The sequence below is a fragment of the Pseudomonas sp. MDT2-39-1 genome (assembly GCF_054898085.1).
Genome location: NZ_CM142716.1, coordinates 186,809 through 206,925 on the forward strand (window position 1 = coordinate 186,809; position 20,117 = coordinate 206,925).

Annotated in this window: 18 protein-coding genes and 1 pseudogene; 12 read left to right on the forward strand and 7 right to left on the reverse strand. The window is 56.4% G+C overall.

Going from position 1 to position 20,117, the window contains the following annotated elements; genetic code table 11:
* Nucleotides 1-2: 2 nt before the first annotated feature.
* The 7 genes from ACYZTM_RS00870 to ACYZTM_RS00900 all read left to right on the forward strand — a co-directional run bounded on the left by ACYZTM_RS00870 (nt 3) and on the right by ACYZTM_RS00900 (nt 10,008).
* The gene (locus ACYZTM_RS00870) at nt 3-1,475 is read left to right on the forward strand and encodes a mannitol dehydrogenase family protein (RefSeq protein ID WP_461986420.1); all 1,473 of its coding nucleotides are present in this window, start codon (nt 3-5) and stop codon (nt 1,473-1,475) included.
* 156 nt (nt 1,476-1,631) lie between these two features.
* Nucleotides 1,632-3,128 (forward strand): xylulokinase, encoded by a 1,497-nt coding sequence (xylB, locus tag ACYZTM_RS00875; protein WP_461986422.1) that lies wholly within the window; start codon nt 1,632-1,634, stop codon nt 3,126-3,128.
* A 13-nt stretch (nt 3,129-3,141) separates the two neighbouring features.
* The gene (locus ACYZTM_RS00880; protein ID WP_461986424.1) at nt 3,142-4,086 is read left to right on the forward strand and encodes a carbohydrate kinase family protein; all 945 of its coding nucleotides are present in this window, start codon (nt 3,142-3,144) and stop codon (nt 4,084-4,086) included.
* Between the two features lie 393 nt (nt 4,087-4,479).
* Complete coding sequence (locus ACYZTM_RS00885; RefSeq protein WP_461986426.1) at nt 4,480-6,690, forward strand: type VI secretion system Vgr family protein; 2,211 nt, start codon at nt 4,480-4,482, stop codon at nt 6,688-6,690.
* Complete coding sequence (locus ACYZTM_RS00890) at nt 6,687-7,682, forward strand: DUF2515 family protein (protein WP_131058604.1); 996 nt, start codon at nt 6,687-6,689, stop codon at nt 7,680-7,682. Before ACYZTM_RS00885 ends, ACYZTM_RS00890 begins: the two co-directional genes overlap by 4 nt.
* A 74-nt stretch (nt 7,683-7,756) precedes the next feature.
* Nucleotides 7,757-8,572 (forward strand): hypothetical protein, encoded by an 816-nt coding sequence (locus ACYZTM_RS00895; protein WP_131058605.1) that lies wholly within the window; start codon nt 7,757-7,759, stop codon nt 8,570-8,572.
* Nucleotides 8,573-9,114: 542 nt separating this feature from the next.
* Nucleotides 9,115-10,008 carry a hypothetical protein gene (locus tag ACYZTM_RS00900; RefSeq protein ID WP_461986429.1) on the forward strand — a complete coding sequence of 298 codons (894 nt, stop codon included), beginning with the start codon at nt 9,115-9,117 and terminating at the stop codon, nt 10,006-10,008.
* Between the two features lie 139 nt (nt 10,009-10,147).
* Here ACYZTM_RS00900 and ACYZTM_RS00905 read toward each other — a convergent pair whose 3' ends face one another.
* On the reverse strand, nt 10,148-10,444 hold the full coding sequence (locus tag ACYZTM_RS00905; protein WP_131058608.1) for a hypothetical protein: 297 nt from the start codon (nt 10,442-10,444) through the stop codon (nt 10,148-10,150).
* Nucleotides 10,445-10,956: 512 nt separating this feature from the next.
* Between ACYZTM_RS00905 and ACYZTM_RS00910 the strand changes: the two genes are divergently transcribed.
* Together ACYZTM_RS00910 and ACYZTM_RS00915 are read left to right on the forward strand one after the other, a co-directional pair.
* On the forward strand, nt 10,957-11,223 hold the full coding sequence (locus ACYZTM_RS00910; protein WP_461986431.1) for a DUF2790 domain-containing protein: 267 nt from the start codon (nt 10,957-10,959) through the stop codon (nt 11,221-11,223).
* Between the two features lie 90 nt (nt 11,224-11,313).
* Nucleotides 11,314-11,709: a hypothetical protein gene (locus ACYZTM_RS00915; protein WP_461986433.1), complete on the forward strand. Its 396-nt coding sequence runs from the start codon at nt 11,314-11,316 to the stop codon at nt 11,707-11,709.
* Here ACYZTM_RS00915 and ACYZTM_RS00920 read toward each other — a convergent pair.
* Nucleotides 11,706-11,975, reverse strand: a complete 270-nt coding sequence (locus tag ACYZTM_RS00920) for a DUF1652 domain-containing protein (RefSeq protein WP_131058611.1) — start codon at nt 11,973-11,975, stop codon at nt 11,706-11,708. The two genes, ACYZTM_RS00915 and ACYZTM_RS00920, sit on opposite strands and share 4 nt — an antisense overlap.
* Before the next feature lie 385 nt (nt 11,976-12,360).
* On the opposite strand from ACYZTM_RS00920, the gene eco reads away from it, so the two are divergent.
* The gene (eco, locus tag ACYZTM_RS00925) at nt 12,361-12,843 is read left to right on the forward strand and encodes a serine protease inhibitor ecotin (protein ID WP_131058612.1); all 483 of its coding nucleotides are present in this window, start codon (nt 12,361-12,363) and stop codon (nt 12,841-12,843) included.
* 30 nt (nt 12,844-12,873) lie between these two features.
* Here eco and ilvA read toward each other — a convergent pair.
* Nucleotides 12,874-13,869, reverse strand: a pseudogene (ilvA, locus tag ACYZTM_RS00930) (threonine ammonia-lyase, biosynthetic); the annotation flags it as partial.
* Nucleotides 13,870-14,117: 248 nt separating this feature from the next.
* Here ilvA and ACYZTM_RS00935 point away from each other — a divergent pair.
* Nucleotides 14,118-14,453, forward strand: a complete 336-nt coding sequence (locus ACYZTM_RS00935) for a DUF2834 domain-containing protein (protein WP_131058614.1) — start codon at nt 14,118-14,120, stop codon at nt 14,451-14,453.
* Nucleotides 14,454-14,571: 118 nt separating this feature from the next.
* Here the strand turns inward: ACYZTM_RS00935 and ACYZTM_RS00940 are convergent, their stop codons facing one another.
* Both ACYZTM_RS00940 and ACYZTM_RS00945 read right to left on the reverse strand, forming a co-directional pair.
* A complete protein-coding gene (locus ACYZTM_RS00940) occupies nt 14,572-15,495 on the reverse strand; it encodes a magnesium transporter CorA family protein (RefSeq protein WP_131058615.1) in 924 nt (307 codons plus the stop codon).
* Nucleotides 15,496-15,502: 7 nt separating this feature from the next.
* On the reverse strand, nt 15,503-17,077 hold the full coding sequence (locus ACYZTM_RS00945) for a RimK family protein (RefSeq protein WP_131058616.1): 1,575 nt from the start codon (nt 17,075-17,077) through the stop codon (nt 15,503-15,505).
* Nucleotides 17,078-17,169: 92 nt separating this feature from the next.
* Here ACYZTM_RS00945 and rimI point away from each other — a divergent pair, with 92 nt between their 5' ends.
* On the forward strand, nt 17,170-18,264 hold the full coding sequence (gene rimI, locus ACYZTM_RS00950; protein WP_131058617.1) for a ribosomal protein S18-alanine N-acetyltransferase: 1,095 nt from the start codon (nt 17,170-17,172) through the stop codon (nt 18,262-18,264).
* A 130-nt stretch (nt 18,265-18,394) separates the two neighbouring features.
* On the opposite strand, the gene ACYZTM_RS00955 is transcribed toward rimI, so the two are convergent.
* Both ACYZTM_RS00955 and ACYZTM_RS00960 read right to left on the reverse strand, forming a co-directional pair.
* Nucleotides 18,395-19,546: a PQQ-dependent sugar dehydrogenase gene (locus tag ACYZTM_RS00955; RefSeq protein ID WP_461986438.1), complete on the reverse strand. Its 1,152-nt coding sequence runs from the start codon at nt 19,544-19,546 to the stop codon at nt 18,395-18,397.
* Between the two features lie 50 nt (nt 19,547-19,596).
* Nucleotides 19,597-19,956, reverse strand: coding sequence for a hypothetical protein (locus ACYZTM_RS00960; RefSeq protein WP_131058619.1), 360 nt, complete (start codon nt 19,954-19,956; stop codon nt 19,597-19,599).
* Nucleotides 19,957-20,117: the final 161 nt, after the last annotated feature.

A 20,117-nucleotide genomic window follows, 5' to 3' on the forward strand; every position in this document is an offset into this window, starting at 1 on the left:
TGATGAAACTCAATAAGCAGAACCTCAACCGCCTCGCCCCCGAGGTGGTCCTGCCCGCCTACACCCTGAGCGATACGCGCCAGGGCATTGCACACATCGGCGTCGGCGGTTTTCACCGTGCCCATCAGGCGTATTACACCGACGCACTGATGAACACCGGTGAAGGCCTGGACTGGGCGATCTGCGGGGTCGGCCTGCGCGCCGAAGACCGCCGCGCCCGGGACGATCTGAAAGAGCAGGATTACCTCTTCACCTTGTTCGAGCTGGGCGACACCGACGACACCGAAGTCCGGGTCATCGGCGCGATTCGCGACATGCTGCTGGCCGAAGACAGCTCGGCGGCTTTGATCGACAAACTCGCCAGCCCGGAGATCCGCATCGTCTCGCTGACCATCACCGAGGGCGGTTATTGCATCGACGACAGCAACGGCGAGTTCATGGCGCACCTGCCGCAAATCCAGCATGACCTGGCGAACCCGGACGCACCGAAAACCGTGTTCGGCTTTCTCTGCGCCGCGCTGGCCAAACGCCGCGCCGCCGGCACGCCGGCCTTCACCTTGATGTCGTGCGATAACTTGCCGCACAACGGCGCGGTCACCCGCAAAGCCTTGTTGGCCTTCGCCGCTTTACGCGATGCCGATCTACGCGACTGGATCGACAGCCATGTCAGCTTCCCCAACGCCATGGTTGACCGTATCACCCCGATAACCAGCACCGAGCATCGCCTGCAACTGGCCGACAAACATGCGTTGGATGATGCCTGGCCAGTGGTCTGCGAACCTTTTGTGCAGTGGGTGCTGGAAGACAAGTTCGTCAACGGCCGTCCGGCCTGGGAAAAGGTTGGCGTGCAATTTACCGACGACGTCACGCCGTATGAAGAGATGAAGATCAAACTGCTCAACGGCAGTCATCTGGCCCTGACGTATCTGGGGTTCCTGAAGGGTTATCGCTTCGTGCACGAGACCATGAATGACCCGCTGTTTGTGCGTTACATGCGTGCCTACATGGACCTGGATGTCACGCCGCAGCTGTCGCCCGTGCCGGGGATTGACCTGACGGATTACAAGAACACGCTGGTCGCGCGTTTCTCCAATCAGGCGATTGCCGATCAGCTGGAACGCGTGTGTTCGGACGGGTCGTCGAAGTTTCCCAAGTTCACCATTCCGACGATCAATCGCCTGATTGCCGATGGCCGGGATCCCAAGCGTGCCGCGCTGGTGGTGGCGGCCTGGGCGTTGTATTTGAAGGCAGTGGATGAGAACGGGGACACCTACTCGATTCCTGATCCGCGGGCGACGTTCTGCCAGGCACTGGTGGCGGATGATGTGTTGATTACGCAGCGGTTGTTGGAGGTTGAGGAGATCTTTGGCACGGCAATTCCGAATTCGCCGGAGTTTGTGGCGGCGTTTGAATGGTGCTGCAACAGCTTGCGGGAAGTGGGTGTGACGCGGACGTTGGAGCGGGTTTTGGCGTAAGTGCGGCGGTGAGACCACCGCCGTCTTCGCGGGCAAGCCTCGCTCCTACAGGTCCGGGGTCAACCATCTGATCCGCGCTCGACACTAACCTTGTAGGAGCGAGGCTTGCCCGCGAATGGCTTCACCTAGATTGACCTGACGATCCAAGGATTTTCCATGACAAACCAACACCTCTTCCTCGGCATCGACTGCGGCACCCAAGGCACCAAAGCCGTGATCCTCGACGCCCACAGCGGCCAGGTCCTCGGTCAGGGCGCCGCGACGCACAGCTTGTTCAGCGGCGCAAACGGTCGTCGCGAGCAAGACACCAATCAGTGGCTGGAAGCGTTCACCCTGGCCACCCGCCGTGCGTTGCTCGCCGCGAAAGTCGGAGGTCAGGACATCCTCGGCATCGGTGTCTCCGGCCAGCAACACGGTCTGGTGCTGCTCGATGATCTGGGCCAGGTGCTACGTCCGGCGAAGCTTTGGTGCGACACCGAGTCCACGCCGGAAAACGACCGTCTGCTGGACCACCTCGGCGGCGAAAAGGGTTCGCTGGAGCGCCTCGGCGTGGTCATTGCACCGGGCTACACCGTTTCCAAACTGCTATGGACCAAAGAACAGCACCCGGACATTTTCGCCCGAATCGCCCGCATCCTCCTGCCCCACGACTACCTCAACTTCTGGCTCACCGGCCGCAGTTGCAGCGAGTACGGCGATGCGTCCGGCACCGGGTATTTCAACGTGCGCAGCCGCCAGTGGGATTGGCAGTTGCTGCGCGACATCGACCCGAGCGGACGCCTGCAAGCCGCGTTACCGGAGTTGATCGATGCGCATCAAGCGGTCGGCACGATCCTGCCGGGTATCGCCGAACACCTGGGCATCAACCCGCAGGCGCTGGTCTCCAGCGGAGGCGGCGACAACATGATGGGCGCCCTCGGCACCGGCAACATCAAGCCCGGCGCGATCACCATGAGCCTCGGATCTTCGGGGACGGTGTACGCCTATTCCGACCAGCCGAAAGTCAGCCCGGATGCGTCGGTCGCGACGTTTTGCTCCTCCAGCGGTGGCTGGCTGCCGCTGATCTGCACCATGAACCTGACCAACGCCACGGGGGGCATCCGCGAGCTGTTCGACCTCGATATCGAGCAGTTCAACAAACTGGTGGCACAAGCGCCCATCGGGGCCGAAGGCGTGTGCATGCTGCCGTTTCTCAACGGCGAGCGCGTCCCCGCCCTGCCCCACGCCACTGGCAGCCTGCTAGGCTTGACGATGACCAACCTGACCCAGGCCAACCTGTGCCGCGCGGTGGTGGAAGGCACGACCTTCGGTTTGCGTTACGGACTGGACCTGCTGCGCCAGAATGGCTTACAAAGCCGCAGCATTTGCCTGATCGGCGGCGGCTCGAAAAGCCCGGTGTGGCGGCAGATGGTCGCCGACATCATGAACACCCCGGTCATCTGCACCGAACAAAGCGAAGCCGCCGCCCTCGGCGCGGCGATACAGGCGGCGTGGTGCAAGTCCTGGGCAAACGGCCACGAGGACAGTCTGGCGGACCTTTGCGAGCGTTGCGTAAAATTCGATCCAGCCAGTGAAACCTTGCCGATTGCCGACAATGTAGCGGCCTGTCAGCAGGCCTATGAACGCTATCAACAGCATGTCGCAACCCTTTAAAGAGTGAACAACTATGTACCTGGTGTGTGGCGAAGCGCTGTTCGATTTCTTCAGTGAAGACGACGCCAGCGGCCTGGCTTCAAAAGTGAATTTCAAGGCGATTGCCGGTGGTTCGCCGTTCAACGTCGCGGTTGGACTGCGGCGGTTGGGAGTCGAGTCGGCGCTGTTTGCCGGGTTATCGACCGACTACCTTGGCCGACGTTTGCAGCAAGTGCTTTCAGATGAAGGCGTGCGTCCCGACTATTTGGTCGATTTCGCTGCGCCGACGACCTTGGCGATGGTTGCCGTCGGTGCCGATGGCTCGCCCCACTACAGCTTCCGTGGTGAAGGTTGTGCGGATCGGCAGCTCAAACCTGAGCATCTGCCTGAGCTGGGGCCTGAAGTGCGCGGTTTGCACATCGGCTCGTATTCGCTGGTGGTGCAGCCGATTGCCGACACGCTGCTGGCGTTGGTGCAGCGGGAAAGCGGTAAACGCTTGATCAGCCTTGATCCGAATGTGCGACTCAATCCTGAGCCGAATATCGACCTGTGGCGCTCGCGGATTGCGACGCTGGTTGAGTTGGCTGACCTGATCAAAGTCAGTGATGAGGATTTGAGCCTGTTGTACCCCGAGCAGGATCCGCAGCGGGTGATCGAGGGTTGGCTGCAACATCGCTGCCAGTTGGTGTTTTTGACCCTTGGTGGCGAGGGTGCGACGGTGTTCAGCCGCACTCATGGTTCGTGGTCGGTGCCGGCGAGCTCAGTGAAAATCGCTGACACCGTGGGCGCTGGCGATACATTCCAGGCGGCGTTGATTACCTGGTTGACGGAGCAGCGGCTGGATTCGGTTGCGGGCGTGCAATCGCTGGAGCGCGAGCAAATCGACGGGATGTTGAAATTTGCGGTGCAGGCGGCGGCGCTGACGTGCAGCAAGACCGGGCCGGATTTGCCGTATCGGCAGCAGTTGGAAATGCGCTGAATCTGACAGATCGTTCCCACGCTCTGCGTGGGAATGCAGCCCGGGACGCTCTGCGGCCCAAAAGCGGAAGCGGAGCGTCCAATGAAGCATTCCCACGCGGAGCGTGGGAACGATCAGTAGGCAATGACGGCAGAGGGGTTTTAAGGGGTTTTAAGTGCTTTGAACGACTGGAGTCTGAAAATGACTATGGATTCCTGGTCACCGCAAGGGTGTGACGCGGTGAAGTTCTGCAAAGGATGACGAAGCATCCCCCGCATTCATTAGCCGAAACCCCATATCTAGGGGTTTTCCCGATAGCACAACGCATCCACGCCTACGGCATTTGCGCCTTGAACGAGGCGGTTTAATCCTGCACCATCCGCACCAGCTTATTCAAAGGACGGAATTAAAGGCATGCTGGACGCGAACGCAACCCATATTTCCCTGACGCTGGAAGGCGTTTCCGTTGACCTGCAAGTGCTCAGCTTCGTCGGTCGCGAAACCCTCAACCAGCCGTTCTGTTTCGACATCGAACTGGTCAGCGCCCGTCCCGACCTGAAACTCGAAGAGTTGCTGCACAAGCCTGGCTGCCTGACCTTCGGCGCTACCGGCAAGGGCATCATCCACGGTCTGGTCTATCGCATCGAGCAAGGCGATTCCGGCAAAAGCCTGACGCGCTACAGCATCAGCCTGGTCCCGCAACTCGCCTACCTGCGTCACAACCATGACCAGCAGATTTTCCAGCATTTGAGTGTGCCGAAAATCATCGCTCAGGTACTTGAGGCGCGCGGCATCCTGGCTGACGCCTACAGTTTCCAGCTCGGCGCGATCTACCCCGAGCGCGATTACTGCGTGCAGTACGACGAATCCGACCTGCATTTCATCCAGCGCCTGTGTGAAGAGGAAGGCATTCACTTCCACTTCCAGCACAGCGCCAGCGACCACACACTGGTGTTCGGCGATGACCAGACGGTGTTCCGCAAACTCTCGCCCGTGGCCTACCAGCAAGACTCCGGCATGGCCGCCACGAAACCGGTGATCAAGCGCTTCAACCTGCGCCTGGAAACCCGCACCTCCCGCGTCAGCCGCCGCGATTACGACTTCGAAAAACCGCGCATCCTGCCCGAAGGCGCCGCCAAGAGTACCTTCACGCCGGACCTGGAAGACTACGACTACCCTGGCCGCTTCACCGACCGCGCACGCGGTAAACAACTGGCGACCCGCGCGCTGGAACGCCATCGCAGCGATTACCAACTGGCCGAAGGCAAAGGCGACGAGCCCACCCTGGTCAGCGGCCACTTCATGGCCCTGAGCGAACACCCGCGCGCCGAGTGGAACGACCTCTGGCTGTTGCTCGAAGTCGTGCACGAAGGCAAGCAGCCGCAAGTGCTCGGCAAAAACGTCACCAGCGACGTCACCCACAACAAAGACGATTTCCATCAGGGCTACCGCAACACCTTCCTCGCCACCCCGTGGGACGCGCACTTCCGCCCGGCCCTCGAACACCCGAAACCGAAGGTCCTGGGCAGCCAGACCGCCATCGTCACCGGTCCGCCGGGCGAAGAAATCCACTGCGACGAATACGGTCGCGTCAAAGTGCAATTCTTTTGGGACCGCGACGGCCAAGCCAACGACAAAACCAGCTGCTGGCTGCGCGTCGCCACCGGCTGGGCCGGCAGTGCCTACGGCGGCATCGCCATCCCGCGCGTCGGGATGGAAGTCCTCGTCACCTTCCTCGAAGGCGACCCCGACCAACCGCTGATCACCGGTTGCCTGTTCCACAAGGAAAACGTCGTCCCTTACGACCTACCGGCGAACAAGACCCGCAGCACCTTCAAGACCCTGAGCTCACCGGGCGGCAAGGGTTACAACGAGTTCCGCATCGAAGACAAGAAAGGCGCGGAACAAATCTACCTGCACGCCCAGCGCGACTGGGATGAAAACATCGAACACGACCAGAAGATCCGCATCGGCAATGAACGCCATGACACGGTCGAGGCTAATGTTTTCAGCGAGTTCAAGGTTGAAGAACATCGGATTACGCAACTGGATCGCAAGACTGAAACGCGTGCGGATGATCACCTGACGGTGGCGGTGACCCAGCATGTGAAAGTGGGGACGGCGCAGTTTGTCGAGGCGGGTCAGGAGATTCATTACCACGCTGGCGAGAAGGTGGTGGTTGAAGGCGGGATGGAACTGACGGCCAAGGCTGGCGGGAGTTTCGTCAAGGTTGATGCGGGGGGGGTGACGATTAGTGGGGCTGAGGTGAAAGTGAACACCGGGGGCTCGCCGGGGGCCGGTTCCGGGATTGGTATTCTCGTTCCCCTTATTCCAGTCATTGCAGATCAAGCGCGGGCAGGAAGCTTGCTGAATGCGAAGAAAATCAGTGAAAGCTATGACGAACAACTCAAGTTTGTTACACGGCGTGGGCAACCTGTTAAGTCAGTCAAGGCGGCACTGATCGTGCCATCGGAAACCGCTCCCCAAATATCGAGAAGTAATGCTGAGGGCCTCCACCCGCGAGTCCAGACAGAAGCCGAAGAGCCGGTAAAAGCTCACCTTGTCTGGGATGAACTGGTCGTGCCTTCCGGTGCGGACGACTATGAAGCGAGCAGAAAGAAATGAGTGCGCCAATAACAACCTTTAAAACAAATGCCAAAGAATGCTCCGTCCACGAGGTTGTCCTCGGCTGCGACAAGTTGTGGGCCATGGGCCAGGAAGAAGCCATACGCCGCTTGAGCAAAAAACGCTCATCTGCCTCTAGCAAATATGAACTGATTTCTGACTTTGGCGCTCGCGCCGCAAGAATTGCCGCCGCTTACGCCAGTTTCTATCTCGAACAAGGTGAAGATGGAAAACCGGAACTCAAGGGTCGCTTCTATTGGATGGGGCTTGCGGCATTTGCCAGCAAGCAGGTCAAATGCGGGTTGGATTTTATTCCGAGTGAACCCTACCTGACACTGACCCCCCTCGCCATTCAGCCCCCTCTGCGTATTGGTAAGAACGAACTGGGCAAAGGCAATTTCTGGCTGTTTCAGGATATTTTTGTCTGGCATTGGTTTTACAGTAAATATAAAGATCAATTCGATGAGTGCGCGCCGGAGCGTAATGCGCGTAGTTGTGAGGGGCAGATAAAGACAAATATTGATAGTCTGCCTTGGGCGGATGATGCGCTCAGTACACTTGGAAACTTGCATGTTACCGACGAAATAAAATCAGGTTTCAAATCCATTCAAAACACGGAAAATCTATCTAAAGGCACGGCTAGGCGCGAAATGCAACTTTCGTCACTAATGGATATTGCAAACCATGAGCAACGAAAAATTCTTCAGCCCCTTATTTATGATGGCAAGGCATTTCAAACCACGCTTAAGATGCAAGCTGGATTTGAGTGGGCTCCATTTGTTCCGGTCAGAGTAGCCGCTTTTAGCACCGCCTGTGACGTTGAACAGCCTGAATTACGAGTTCAAATGAAGAAAGGTGATCTTTATGACGAAACTGACAGAATGGTTTTTATCACTGAAATAGCCAATCAGTACCACTTGCTAATGGGTAAAAAAGCCGAATACATGGAAGGCGAGATCAAAAAGATTTCAAGCTGGTCAAATCAACAATGAAAAAAATCCTAATCGCCATTTTAATATTGATCAGTGGATGCGATGACGTTAGCAACTCGACAGAGACCCCTACCATGACCAATCAATCAGAAATCATTGAAATCGAACTTTTATCTTCTATAAAAAATATCACAACAAACACACCGACTCCATTCACGGAAAGCTGCATGCCCCAGGTAAATACCTGCTGGTATAAAATACAAAAATCGGCAAATGACACCGACCTACCAACGATCAACGTAAAAAATAACGGCAGCATTTTGAGCCTGGAGCAGGCTGTAAATATTACAGTTGCATTAGACAAAGACACGACAGAAAACATCGAAAACCTAAACGTAATATTACGTGGGCTCCCAAAAGGAAGCACACACGAACAATATCGGGACTTGATATTCAGTCTGATAGAAAAAATAAAAAAATCTGGCTGGTCACACTTTTATTTTCCAGAAGATCCTAGGATCTCTGGCTCGCAGGCGGGAAAAATCAGTAGTCCTGACGAGGTGTTCGGGCGATACGTCAGCAGCCACCCTTGGCTGGACCCTAATTACCAACTGGATCTGAAGAGATGGCTTCAGGTTGGCTCTTTCTACAGGTGGTATTTTTACAAAGACGGCATCTATCTCAACCTTAAAGCGTGGAAGCAAAACGATTCAGAAGCCCCAACCGAAAAGGCGACTTACCTTATTACGCTGAATTTTCAATCAGAGAGTGAGTTCTGGCTCGACGGCATTACAGACAATAAAGAGAGGCAGCATTGGAAGGAGCTCTTGCCAGGAAGGTTGAATACCTACCACAAGACTAGACTTGAACTGGAAGAAAAAGCCCGCGCCGCAGGGATCGAAATCGATGAGTCCTATCGGGATCCACCGATTCACGCACTAGAACAATAGCCCATGTTTGAGCATGATGACTGTACCTGAATTATCTACTGGCCCAATTACCGGGCTACCATATGCAGGATGGTCTGCTACCCACGTTGCTATTTGCAATGTGCTTGGTAGCAGGCGCGGTGGCGATCTTCCCCAAACGGTAACTCACTGCCGAAAAAGTCATCTTGACGATTCTATTCAGGGTGGTTTCGTCCTGTTCTGGTGGTGTATCTCAGGTCGGATGCTGCGCTACCTCCGTACTCGCATGCACGCCAAACTCACCACACAATATTCCGCAAACTCTCGTTCGTGCCCCACCAGCAAGACTCCGGCATAGCCGTCACAAAACCGGTCATCAAGCGCTTCAATCTGCGCTTGGAAACCCGCACCAGAAGCGTCAGCCTCCCTGACTGCGATTTGGAACTCAAGGTACAAATGACAGAGGGCGAACTTTAAAACGAGGTCGACCTTATGAAATTTATCGACAATATTGCTAACGGATATCACGGACTTATGAAGACACGTAAATCCTACAAGGAAGGAAAAATACGCACGATTTCGACTTGGGCGAACGCCCAATGAAATTTAATTGGCTTATCATTGCCTGTGTTTTTCTTTCTGCCTGCAATGACAGCGACTCAAACATGAATAATAAAATACCCCCAACTGAAATAACTCTTAATGCAACCATTCAAAATACATTAGATAAAAACAGCAATAAATTCTCATCAGCATGTATGAAAGATCTTGAGCTGTGCTGGTACAAAATAAACAAATCGGCAAACGACAAATGTCTTCCTGACACTATCATTACAACCGACTCCAGCTCACTCCACCTCAACCAAACTACCAATATCACTATTGTTGTCGATGAAAGAGTTGGAAATCAGGTCGAAGATATCGACGTCACACTTCGAGGCCTCCCAGACAACAGCACGCACGAACAATACAAAACATTTATTTACCAGCTAATCGAAAGCATCAAATCATCAGGCTGGGAACATTATTACTTTGTAGAAGACCCACGAATCCCTGGATCACAAGTTCTTAAGATAGACTCCCCAGACAACGTATTGGGCTACCATGTTTCAAGTCACCCTTGGCTAGACCCTGAGTACCCTATAGATATCGACTGCTGGCTAAAAATCAGCCCTTTCTACAACTGGTACTTCTACAATGACGGGGTTCACTTAAATCTAAAAGCGTGGCGCCATGATTCAAAAGATAACCCTACGAAGACAGGAACTTATCTGATTACGCTGGAATTTCTATCAGAAAGAGAATTTTGGAAGTCCAGCATCCCTGAGAATGAGAGGAATCGCGGGACAGACTTGTTACCGGAAAAATTAAACAGTTTTCATCAAACAAGATTGATTATCGAGCAAAAAGCCCGCGCCGCGGGGATCGAAATCGACGAATCTTATCATGACCCATCGATTAAAGCTTTTGAGCAGTAACCTCACGCTTGCTCGCATAGCGTTATGCGGTCTAACACATGACACGATAACGCTTTCAAATTTTTATTACTATTAGAACACTTCAACATAAAAATCCAGCGTCAAGTGACGCTGGATTTTCTGTAAAGAAGATGAAACATCAAGCAGGCGCCTTCCACCCCATCATCCGCTGCTGAGCCACCTGCAACAGATCAAAACCATCCTGAGTCAGCAGGTAAAGCGCATGGGTAATGTGCGGAATGTCTTGAACGTCGCCGTGCTTGAAGCATTGGCAATGAAGAGTTTCAAGTAACTGGCTGGCGGCCCGGACTCGCTGTAAGGCGGCTTCGAGAATGTCTTGGGGATTGGCTTCGGTGTCGATCACCAAAGGACTTGAGTCGGCAACGCTGCTGTTGATTGAACGGTAGCGATCGGGAAACGGGTTAAGCGTAGGCATAGTAAGTTACTCATCTGTTTTGAAGTAACCACCGCCACCGTGACCAAACGGTGGGAGGCGGACTGTATACAGGCTTGGTCAACCGAGAACAGTAACTCAGCTCGCCCGAAGGCGTCCTGCACACAGCCGCCATAACAATGCGCCGAAAGGACGTAGATGTCCGCAGGGCGAATCATGGCACACATATGTGCACTGTTCTTACAGGTGACCAAACCTGTCCGCTGATTTTGCAGCGAGCCCAAACAGTAAACGCTGCCCCCCATCAGGCGAAAGTCGACAAGGCATCTGACCTTGTAGGACCAGGCCGAAGATCCCGTAGATCGTTTCCCACATGAAACTTCTGACAGAAACGCCCTCGCGACAGGCGGCGTTCAGCCGGGTTAACCAAACGTTAACCCCGCGGTCCAAAACTTTACTGGACCGCACGCCCTCAGGTTCCTCTGACGCCCAGTGCGGCAGGTTCGACGCCCAATCCGTCGAGCTGACTTTACGTCTGCACTGGAGATCGTCACATGAACATCCGCACGCTGCTGATCACTTCCGCCCTCGCCTGCACCGCGTTTACCGGGCTTGCCCAGGCCAACGACACTTCGCCCTCGCAGGCCGTGCCCTATCACTACGGCATGCCGCTGAACATCGACAAAGTGGTCGCCCTGACTGAGCCGAGCACGCTGGAATGCAAAGTGATCACGGCCGACATGAAGTACATCGATACGTCAGGCAAGCCTGAAGAAATCAGCTACCGGAAGCTTTCTGACGCTTGCAGTTATCAGAACTGACGGATAGGTCTGATTTTGCACTTTACGGTATTCCTGTGAGGGATCAGGCGCTATGCTTTGGCGCGTCCCTCACTGCCGCAAGGATCCGCCATGCAGTTATCGTTTCGCACCCTGTCGACCTTCACTTCCCTTTTGTGTTTTTTACTGGCCCTGGTCTGGGGTTTGATGCCGGACGTATTGCTGGCGCTCTGGAGTATTGAGTATTCGTCTGCGGCAGGTTTTGTTGCGCGGCGCGGTGCGGTGCTGTTCGCGGCGTTGGGCGTGATGTTTTATCTGGTTCGAAACGAGGCGCCGTCCGGCACCCGCAATGCGCTGAGCACCGGGTTTATCGTCGGCTGTTTCGGACTGGCCATTCTGGGTTTTGGCGAATGGCTCAACGGCCATGCCGGGCCAGGCATTTTGCTGGCTGTGGTGGTCGAGTCGGCGCTGGGACTGGGGTTTGTCCAGACCCGGCGCGTTTCAGTGGAACTCGAAACTGCGGGTTAAAGCGCTTTTTTGTCGGGATGCAGTGTCTGAATCGCTTCCTGATGCTGCATCTCAGAGCGTAGACCTGCAATCAGGTCGCTGATTTCCCGGCATCCATTGAGCTGTTTGGCATCTATTCCGGTCACGGATAGATCGAGATGATCGGTTCTACGGTCGGAATACACCTTGACCGTCATCGACAAGTCCGGTGACAACGTGCACTGGCAGCGTTTCGGGAGAAAACTGCTTTCAACGATATTGCGAAGTTCCAGGGCAGAAAGAAACATGGCGACCCTCTCCTAATTGTGAGATTGCCAAATAAATTCAAGCGTTGGTCCGTGCTGAAATCACCCGCTTTTGTTCCTCAGGCGGGGTTTCTACGTCTCAAACACTAGACCGTCCTCGCGTTCCAAGCTGACTCAATACTGTCCCGGTCAACTCAAGACCTGAATGAGCATAAAACATGCCGCAAATTTCGCCGTGCAGCTCATCGGTAAATCAACGATTTAACGGACATGCCTATAAACGGCCTCATGCAATTTGCAACAAAGGGCCGCTTCAGCCCTGCAATTTGCATACAACCCGAGCGGGTTTGCATTAGCGGAGACCGACAGTAAGAATGCGCCTGTCATTCCAGTATCCGCTGACCCTACTCACACGCAAGGAGGCACCATGAGTTCATTGACCTTTGTCACTACCGTCGGGCTGATTGTTGCCAGTCTTTCGAGCGTGGCTCATGCCGCAAAGCTCGAAACTGTCGCGCCATTTCCCAAGCCTGAGAGCGGTTTTACCCGCCAGGTCATTCATGTGGCGCCGCAGCCACAGGAAGAAAACTTCGAGGTTGAGGTGCTGGCCGGCAAGACCCTGATCGTGGACTGCAATCGCCAGCGTCTTGGCGGTATCCTTGAAGAAAAAAACCTTGAAGGCTGGGGCTATCCCTTCTACCGCCTGGAAAAAGTCATCGGCCCGATGAGCACGATGATGGCCTGCCCCGACGGCAAGGGTAAAAAGGAGTTCGTGCCGGTGGTCGGTGACGGCTTCATGCTTCGTTACAACAGCAAGTTGCCGATCGTGCTCTACGTGCCCAAGGACGTCGAAGTCCGCTATCGGATCTGGTCGGCGTCGAGCAAGGTCGAGAAAGCGGTCCAGGAATAACCTCGCCCCTCCTCATGCTGAAGCGCCGGTCAACGCGGCGCGCTCGGCAACATGCCGCAAACTGTCGAAATTGATATTGGCGCCCGAATCGATCGCCACCAGGGTTTGACCGCGCGCACCGGTCTGAGCGACGTACTTCTTGATTCCGGCCACCGCCAAGGCGCCGGAGGGTTCGGTGATCGAGCGGGTATCGTCGTAGATATTCTTGATCGCGGCGCACAGTTCGTCGTTGCTGACGGTCAGCACTTCATCGACACAAAACCGACAGACCTCAAAACCGTAAGCGCCGATCTGCGCAACGGCCACGCCATCGGCGAAGGTGCCCACATTGGGCAGTACAACACGCTCACCTGCCTGCAACGCGGCGTTCAAACACGCGGAATGTTCTGACTCGACGCCGATGATGCACACTTCAGGTCGCAGGTATTTGACGTACGCCGCGATGCCGGCGATCAAACCTCCGCCACCCACCGGGACGAAAATTGCGTCCAGTGGGCCTTGATGCTGGCGAAGGATCTCCATGGCGACGGTGCCTTGCCCCGCGATCACGTCCGGGTCGTCGAACGGCGAGACGAAGGTGCGACCGGTTTGCTCGGCCAGACGCAGCGCGTAGTCGAGGGCGAACGGAAAACTCTCGCCGTGCAGCACGGCGTCAGCACCGCGACTGCGTACCCCGAGCACCTTCAATTCTGGCGTCGTGCAGGGCATGACGATGGTTGCGGCGATCCCCAATTCACGCGCCGCCAACGCCACGCCTTGGGCATGATTGCCCGCCGACGCCGTGATCACGCCGCGAGCCTTTTGCTCATCGCTCAGTTGCACCAGCTTGTTGTAAGCGCCGCGGATCTTGAAGGAAAAGGTTGGCTGCAAGTCTTCGCGCTTGAGCAGGATCTGATTACCCAAGGCTTCGGACAGCGCTGGCGCGGGTTGCAACGGTGTGCACACGGCCAGTTCATACACCGGCGCGGCGAGGATTTTTTTCACGTAGTGCTCAAGCAAAGCCTGCTGGGCGGGGGTGCTGCTCATGGTCGTCTCCTGACGTTGATCGGAGCCCGGGAGACAGAAAGTAAAAACCCGCCTCTAGGGCGGGTTGGGTGCTGCAGTCGTGAGCTAGCCCGCCAGATAAGGAATGGCGGTAATAATGCTTGGCTGGCAGCGCAATACGGTGGAAGTCATGGCTGGAAATTAGCCGGGCATTGATGGCAAGTCAATGGCCATTTTTTTTCGGCGTCTGTAGGCTGGCGACACCACTCATTGTCCCAAGGAAGGAAACCATGAAGTCTGTCGCCCTGCCCCTCGTTGCCTTGATCGCCTTTGCCGGTTACACCGTTTCAGTGATGCTTCAGGCGGAGCAGTCGCTGATCGAATTCGGCATCAGCCTGATGTCGCGCCCGGATACTGCGCAGGTGGTGATTGATCTTTACCTGTTGGCGACGCTGGCGGGAATCTGGATGTATCAGGATGCGCGCAAGCGTGGACAGTCGGGGGTGTCGGTGATTCCGTATTTGTTGATCACAGCGGTTTTCGTGTCGGTCGGGCCATTGTTGTACCTCGTGGTCCGTGGGCTTAAAGACCGCAAGAGTTGCGTTGATGCACGGCAGCAAGCCTGATTCAGGTGTTGTTGTGATGCTGATTAAGTCTTCGCGGGCAAGCCTCGCTCCTACAATCGAATGCATTCCAATGTAGGAGCGAGGCTTGCCCGCGAAAGCGATCTGACAACCGCAAAAACTATTTCGCCAAGCGCCTGAGCCCAAGCACCATTCCCCCCGCCCCGATCATCATCGCCGTCAGAAACAACGGATACGAAACCCACCAAGGCGTGTCCCCGGTCATCATGCTGAACTCGGACATGCCGCCAATGCTCGCAATCAGGTTCAGCGGCAAAAACACCACGTTGATTAACGTCAGTTTGCGCAGCAGGTTGTTCATGCTGTTGTTCATCAGGTTGCCGCGGGCGTCGATCAGCCCGGAGAACACCGTGGAGTAGATTTCCGCCTGTTTGTAGCACTGGTTGTTTTCGATGATCAGGTCGTCGATCAGGCCGATGGCTTCGGTGCTGAAGTGTTCCTTGGCCGCGTGGTTGCGCAGCCGTGTCAGGACCGCGCCGTTGCTGTGAATCGCATTGATGTAATAGATCAGGCTTTCGCTGAGGTTGAACATCTGGATCAGATGCTGGTTCTGCATCGATGCGTTGAATTTCTGCTGCAACTCCCGGGCAACCATCTTGATCACCTTCAGGTGCCCCAAATAGTGATGGATGTTGTTGGACAGCAGGTCGAGCAACACATCCAGCGGCGTGTTCAACCGCTGCCGGGTGCCGAGCCCGTGCAGCGGCGCATCGTCGGTGGCGATCACCAGCAGGCGATCCGCTGAAAACAGCAAGCCACAGGACGACACTTCAAAGGCCAGGCTGCCCGCGCCGGAATAGTTTTCCGGGCGCTTCCAGATCAGGAACAGGTTGTCGGGGTGGAATTCGATGCGCGACACCTCGTCAGGGTCCAAGGCCGAGGCCAGGGCATGCTCATCGAGCTTGAAGTGGCTGTGCAGCAAATCTCGCTCGGCGGCATCGGGGTTGCTGAACAGCATCACCTCGGCATCCAGGCGTTCGACCGATTGCAGGGCGCCGCCGGCCAGTTGAAAGCATTTGATCATCGGCCGCTCACCAGGCCTGACCGCGACGTTTCAGCTCCAGCCGACGGACGAACTCTTCCAGCACCAGCGAGTACAGATCGTCCTGCAAGTAGGCGTCTTCGATGCCGGCGTCCATGTTGGGGTTGTCGTTGACTTCGATCACCACCACCTTGTCGCCGGATTGTTTGAGGTCCACGCCGTACAGGCCATCGCCGATCAGGTTGGCGGTTTTCACGGCCAGGTCGACCACGGCTCGCGGGGCTTCGTGGACTGCCAGGGTGCGGCATTCGCCGTTGATGTCCTGGCCCTTGGCCTTGTGGTTGTAGATCTGCCAATGGCCCTTGGACATGAAGTACTGGCAGGCGAAGATCGGTTTGCGGTTAAGTACGCCGATGCGCCAGTCGTATTCGGTGTAGAAGAACTCCTGAGCCAGCAGCAGCACCGAGTGTTCGAACAGTTCGGCCGTCGCTTCGAGCAAGGCCTGCTGGCTTTCGACCTTGATCACGCCCCGGGAGAAACAGCCGTCGGGGATCTTCAACACCAAGGGAAAGCCCAGCCGTTCGCCGACCCGTTCGAAATCTTCCGGTCGATCCTTGTAGAGAATTTCGGTGGCGGGCATGCCGAGCTGATGACTCTTGAGCAGATCGGTCAGGTACACCTTGTTGGTGCAGCGCAGGATCGACGCCGGATCATCCATCACCACCAGCCCTTCGCTCTCGGCTTTTTTCGCAAAGCGATAGGTGTGGTTGTCGACACTTGTGGTCTCGCGGATCAGCAGGCCGTCGTATTCGGCAATGCGCGCGTAGTCCTTGCGCTCGATCAGCTCGACATCAATGCCCAAGGTCTTGCCGACACGTACGAAGTTATCCAGTGCCTTCGGGTTGGAGGGCGGTAAGGCTTCCTGCGGGTCATGCAGGATGGCCAAGTCATAACGGGCCAGGCGCCGTGAGCGTGGCACACGCCAGATCTTGCGGCTGAAACTGTCCAAGGAGTTGGCGAATTGATCTTCCTGGTCTTCGCGCAACTTGTGCAAGGTGCCGGACTTGATACCTTCGATGTGCCAACCATTGGTTCTGCGAAACTCAACTAACAATATCGGACACGGAAAAACTTCAAATAACTGACGCGCCAGATCCTGCAAGGGTTCTATATTGGTTTTGCCGAAGTACAACGTCAGGGTAAAGCCTTCGGTGTCGCTGTAAAGATGATTGCTGAGGGCTTTTTCCAGGGGTTTATCCAGGTCGTCCAGCGCCAGGCCGTACAGGGATTTTTTTGTCAGTTCGCTGATGGTTCGCACCGACGGAATGACCTTGTGCCCCCGGGCCTCGGCCAGCAATGAGCAGTAATAACCGTGCCCCAGGTACTTGTAGCTGCGGCACAGGTTGATCACTTGGACCCGTTTGCCCTGTTCGTTGTCCCGCGTCTGCTCAAGGTATTCCTGAGCGCTGACAATGTCCTCGCTGGGGAAATACGAGGCCCAGTCTTCCTTGCGTTCGACGATGATAATCAACTGACTTGAAGTTCTGCCTGCGTCATTTAAATAAGTTGCTGCCGGCAAAGTTTGCTCGGATACTTCGCGCCAATGACCTTGTACCGCTGACATAGTGATTGATCCGTTGGAGAACAAGACCTTTCCTATTAAGCACGAACTTTTTCGAAAGTCCCGTTTCGTTACGCAACTTTTACGGCGGTCATATGAATACTGTCTTTCGCTTGGCGGTAGTTGAAGACTTACCCGCGCTCCTGGAACTGGAACAGCAATGTTTCACCACGGACCGGCTCAACAGTCGCAGCTTTCTGTGGATGATCACGCGGGCTCACGGTCAGCTGCTGGTGGCCCAGCGTGGCGAGCAATTGGTTGGTTACGCGGTGGTGCTGTTTCACCGGGGCACTTCGCTGGCGCGGCTTTATTCGATTGCGATCGCGACCGGGGCGCGCGGCAGCGGACTGGGCAAGCAGTTGCTCGAACGCGTCGAGTCCTGCGCCCTTGAACATGATTGTGCCTACCTGCGGCTTGAAGTGCGTATCGACAACCCGGCGGCGATTGCCTTGTATGAGCGCAACGGCTACCGGCGTTTCGCGCTGATCCATGACTATTACCAGGACCATGCCGACGCGCTGCGCCTGGAAAAACGCATCCTTGAGCACCGCGATTCGCGCAGCATCAAGGTGCCCTGGTATCGGCAAACCACCGATTTCACCTGCGGCCCGGCCTGCCTGCTGATGGCCATGGGGGCGCTGCAAGCGGACCGGGTATTGGAACGCCGCGAGGAATTGCAGATATGGCGTGAGGCGACGACGGTGTTCATGACCGCAGGCCATGGTGGATGCAGCCCTCAAGGCCTGGCACTGGCGGCATGGCGCCGGGGTTTTCGAGTGCGTTTGCAACTGAGCATGGACGGGCCGTTGTTTCTCGATGGCGTGCGCGATGAGCATAAAAAAGACGTAATGCGCTTGGTGCACGAAGAGTTCACCGCGCAGCTACTCGAAACTGATGTGGAGCAAGTCATCGGCGGCCCGCTGAACCTTCCACGGTTACTGGGCGATGGCGGACAGCCGCTGGTGCTGATCAGCAGCTATAGACTGACCCGCTCCAAGGCGCCCCATTGGGTGATCGTCACCGATTGCGATGACGAGTTCGTTTACCTGCACGACCCGGACGTGGACCACAGCCAACATCGCCAACCGATGGACTGCCAGCATTTGCCGGTCAGCCATGGGGAATTCGACAAGATGTGCAGCTTTGGCCGGGGCAAGCTTCGGGCGGCGGTTATCCTGTATGCCCGGTGACGCCACCTATCTTGGGTGGGAGCGAGCCTGCTCGCGATGGCAGTTTCACATCCGACACTGTTGGTGACTGATATGCCGCTATCGCGAGCAGGCTCACTCCCACAGGGGAAGTGGTGGTTTCAGGAACCAGTTACTTCAAGCCGATCTTGTACAGCCCGCCCTCGTCCTCATCGGTCAGCACATACAAGTACCCATCCGGCCCCTGGCGCACATCGCGAATGCGCTTGTTGAGTTCGCCGAGCAAGCGTTCTTCGTGAACCACTTTGTCGCCATCAAACTGCAAGCGGATCAACTCCTGGCTGACCAGCGCACCAATGAACACATTGTGTTGCCAGACCTTGAAGCGATCAGCGTCGTAGAACGCCATGCCGCTGAGGCCGGGGGATTTTTCCCAGAAATGGTGCGGCGCTACGGCGCCTTCAGCGGTCTTGCCCTTGGCTTCCGGGATCGGTTGGCCGGAATAGTTGATGCCGTGGGTCGCCAGCGGCCAGCCGTAATTCTTGCCGCGTTCGATGATGTTGATTTCGTCACCGCCCTGCGGGCCATGCTCGTTCCCCCAGAGAACACCAGTCCACGGATTGAGCGCCGCGCCTTGCGGATTGCGCTGGCCATAGGACCAGATTTCCGGGCGCACACCGGCCTGCCCGACAAAGGGGTTATCGTCCGGCACCTTGCCGTCGGGATAAATCCGCACGACCTTGCCTTGCAACTTGTCGAGGTCCTGGGCCGTGGCTCGGTCATTGTTTTCGCCAAGGGTGATAAACAGATAGCCGTCGCGATCAAACACCAATCGTGAGCCGAAGTGGTTGCCGACCGAAAGCTTGGGTTCCTGACGGAAAATCACTTTGAAATCCTTGAGGGTTTTCAGGTCTTCGGACAGTTGCCCTCGCCCCACCGCTGTGCCGGCCTTGTCGCCCGCGCCACCGCCCTCGGCGTATGCCAGATAAACCGTGCGGTCCTGCTTGAAGTCAGGCGACAGCATCACGTCGAGCAAGCCGCCCTGCCCCTTGGCCCAGACCTTTGGCACGCCATTGATCGGCGCCGACAGTTTGCCGTCGTAATCGACCACCCGCAGATTGCCGGGCCGTTCGGTGATCAGCATGCCCTTGCGGTCGGGCAGGAACGCCAAGGCCCAAGGATGTTCCAGGCCCTTGGCAACTTGCCAGACCTCAAGGGTGCCCTGTTCGCTGTTCATGTCCTGGGGCGGTGCCGCGAAAACGGGTGCCGTGGCGGTGATCAGTACGCTGGCGCAGAAGGTGGCCAAGAGGGTTTTACGCAACATGCACGATTCCTTTTGTCGTTCGAATGGCTGGCAAGAACCTGTCCTGCCGTTCAACGGTTGCTGGTGTCTGCGTCTCGATGAGGCGGATTGGGAATGAATTTGGGTGGAGTGGCGGGAGCGGTTCGGTCCTGCGGATAGCGATTGCCGATGCCGCCATTATCGAGGGTCGGTGGACGCGGTACCGGCACCGTGTTCGGCCCGCGAATGGCCGGGGCACTCGGTTGCGTGCCTTGCATGCTATTGGGATTGGCCCGGCGAATCGGGCTGTTGTAAGGGTTGTTATTGCTACTGCCCGTTGGACTTTGGGCTAGCAGTAAAGAAGACGACGGCACTGCGACGTCGGCCTGGGCCAGATTGCTTAACAGGCCGCTGAATGCCAGTACGGTGCAGGCGAGCACGAATCTGTTCATGGGAGGCCTCCGGGCGTCAGCGTGGATAGGGTCTTCGATAGCACGCTACGCCCGGGGTTCGGATTTGTTAACTAAAACCTCTTTCATAAGATGTAACACCAGTTGACCACCCCGCAGGACCGGGCCGCAGCCCGCTGAAACTTTTGCGCCGCGCCGCGGGT

Bases quoted from the DNA above. Each gene is read 5' to 3' on its own strand.
- ACYZTM_RS00890 (WP_131058604.1), top strand. From the start codon at position 6,687: ATGAGTGCGCCAATAACAACCTTTAAAACAAATGCCAAAGAATGCTCC.
- xylB (WP_461986422.1), top strand. From the start codon at position 1,632: ATGACAAACCAACACCTCTTCCTCGGCATCGACTGCGGCACCCAAGGC.
- ACYZTM_RS00945 (WP_131058616.1), bottom strand. From the start codon at position 17,077: ATGTCAGCGGTACAAGGTCATTGGCGCGAAGTATCCGAGCAAACTTTG.
- ACYZTM_RS00870 (WP_461986420.1), top strand. From the start codon at position 3: ATGAAACTCAATAAGCAGAACCTCAACCGCCTCGCCCCCGAGGTGGTC.
- ACYZTM_RS00880 (WP_461986424.1), top strand. From the start codon at position 3,142: ATGTACCTGGTGTGTGGCGAAGCGCTGTTCGATTTCTTCAGTGAAGAC.
- rimI (WP_131058617.1), top strand. From the start codon at position 17,170: ATGAATACTGTCTTTCGCTTGGCGGTAGTTGAAGACTTACCCGCGCTC.
- ACYZTM_RS00915 (WP_461986433.1), top strand. From the start codon at position 11,314: ATGCAGTTATCGTTTCGCACCCTGTCGACCTTCACTTCCCTTTTGTGT.
- ACYZTM_RS00910 (WP_461986431.1), top strand. From the start codon at position 10,957: ATGAACATCCGCACGCTGCTGATCACTTCCGCCCTCGCCTGCACCGCG.
- ACYZTM_RS00960 (WP_131058619.1), bottom strand. From the start codon at position 19,956: ATGAACAGATTCGTGCTCGCCTGCACCGTACTGGCATTCAGCGGCCTG.
- ACYZTM_RS00905 (WP_131058608.1), bottom strand. From the start codon at position 10,444: ATGCCTACGCTTAACCCGTTTCCCGATCGCTACCGTTCAATCAACAGC.
- ACYZTM_RS00955 (WP_461986438.1), bottom strand. From the start codon at position 19,546: ATGTTGCGTAAAACCCTCTTGGCCACCTTCTGCGCCAGCGTACTGATC.
- ACYZTM_RS00885 (WP_461986426.1), top strand. From the start codon at position 4,480: ATGCTGGACGCGAACGCAACCCATATTTCCCTGACGCTGGAAGGCGTT.
- ACYZTM_RS00940 (WP_131058615.1), bottom strand. From the start codon at position 15,495: ATGATCAAATGCTTTCAACTGGCCGGCGGCGCCCTGCAATCGGTCGAA.
- ACYZTM_RS00920 (WP_131058611.1), bottom strand. From the start codon at position 11,975: ATGTTTCTTTCTGCCCTGGAACTTCGCAATATCGTTGAAAGCAGTTTT.
- ACYZTM_RS00895 (WP_131058605.1), top strand. From the start codon at position 7,757: ATGACCAATCAATCAGAAATCATTGAAATCGAACTTTTATCTTCTATA.
- eco (WP_131058612.1), top strand. From the start codon at position 12,361: ATGAGTTCATTGACCTTTGTCACTACCGTCGGGCTGATTGTTGCCAGT.
- ACYZTM_RS00935 (WP_131058614.1), top strand. From the start codon at position 14,118: ATGAAGTCTGTCGCCCTGCCCCTCGTTGCCTTGATCGCCTTTGCCGGT.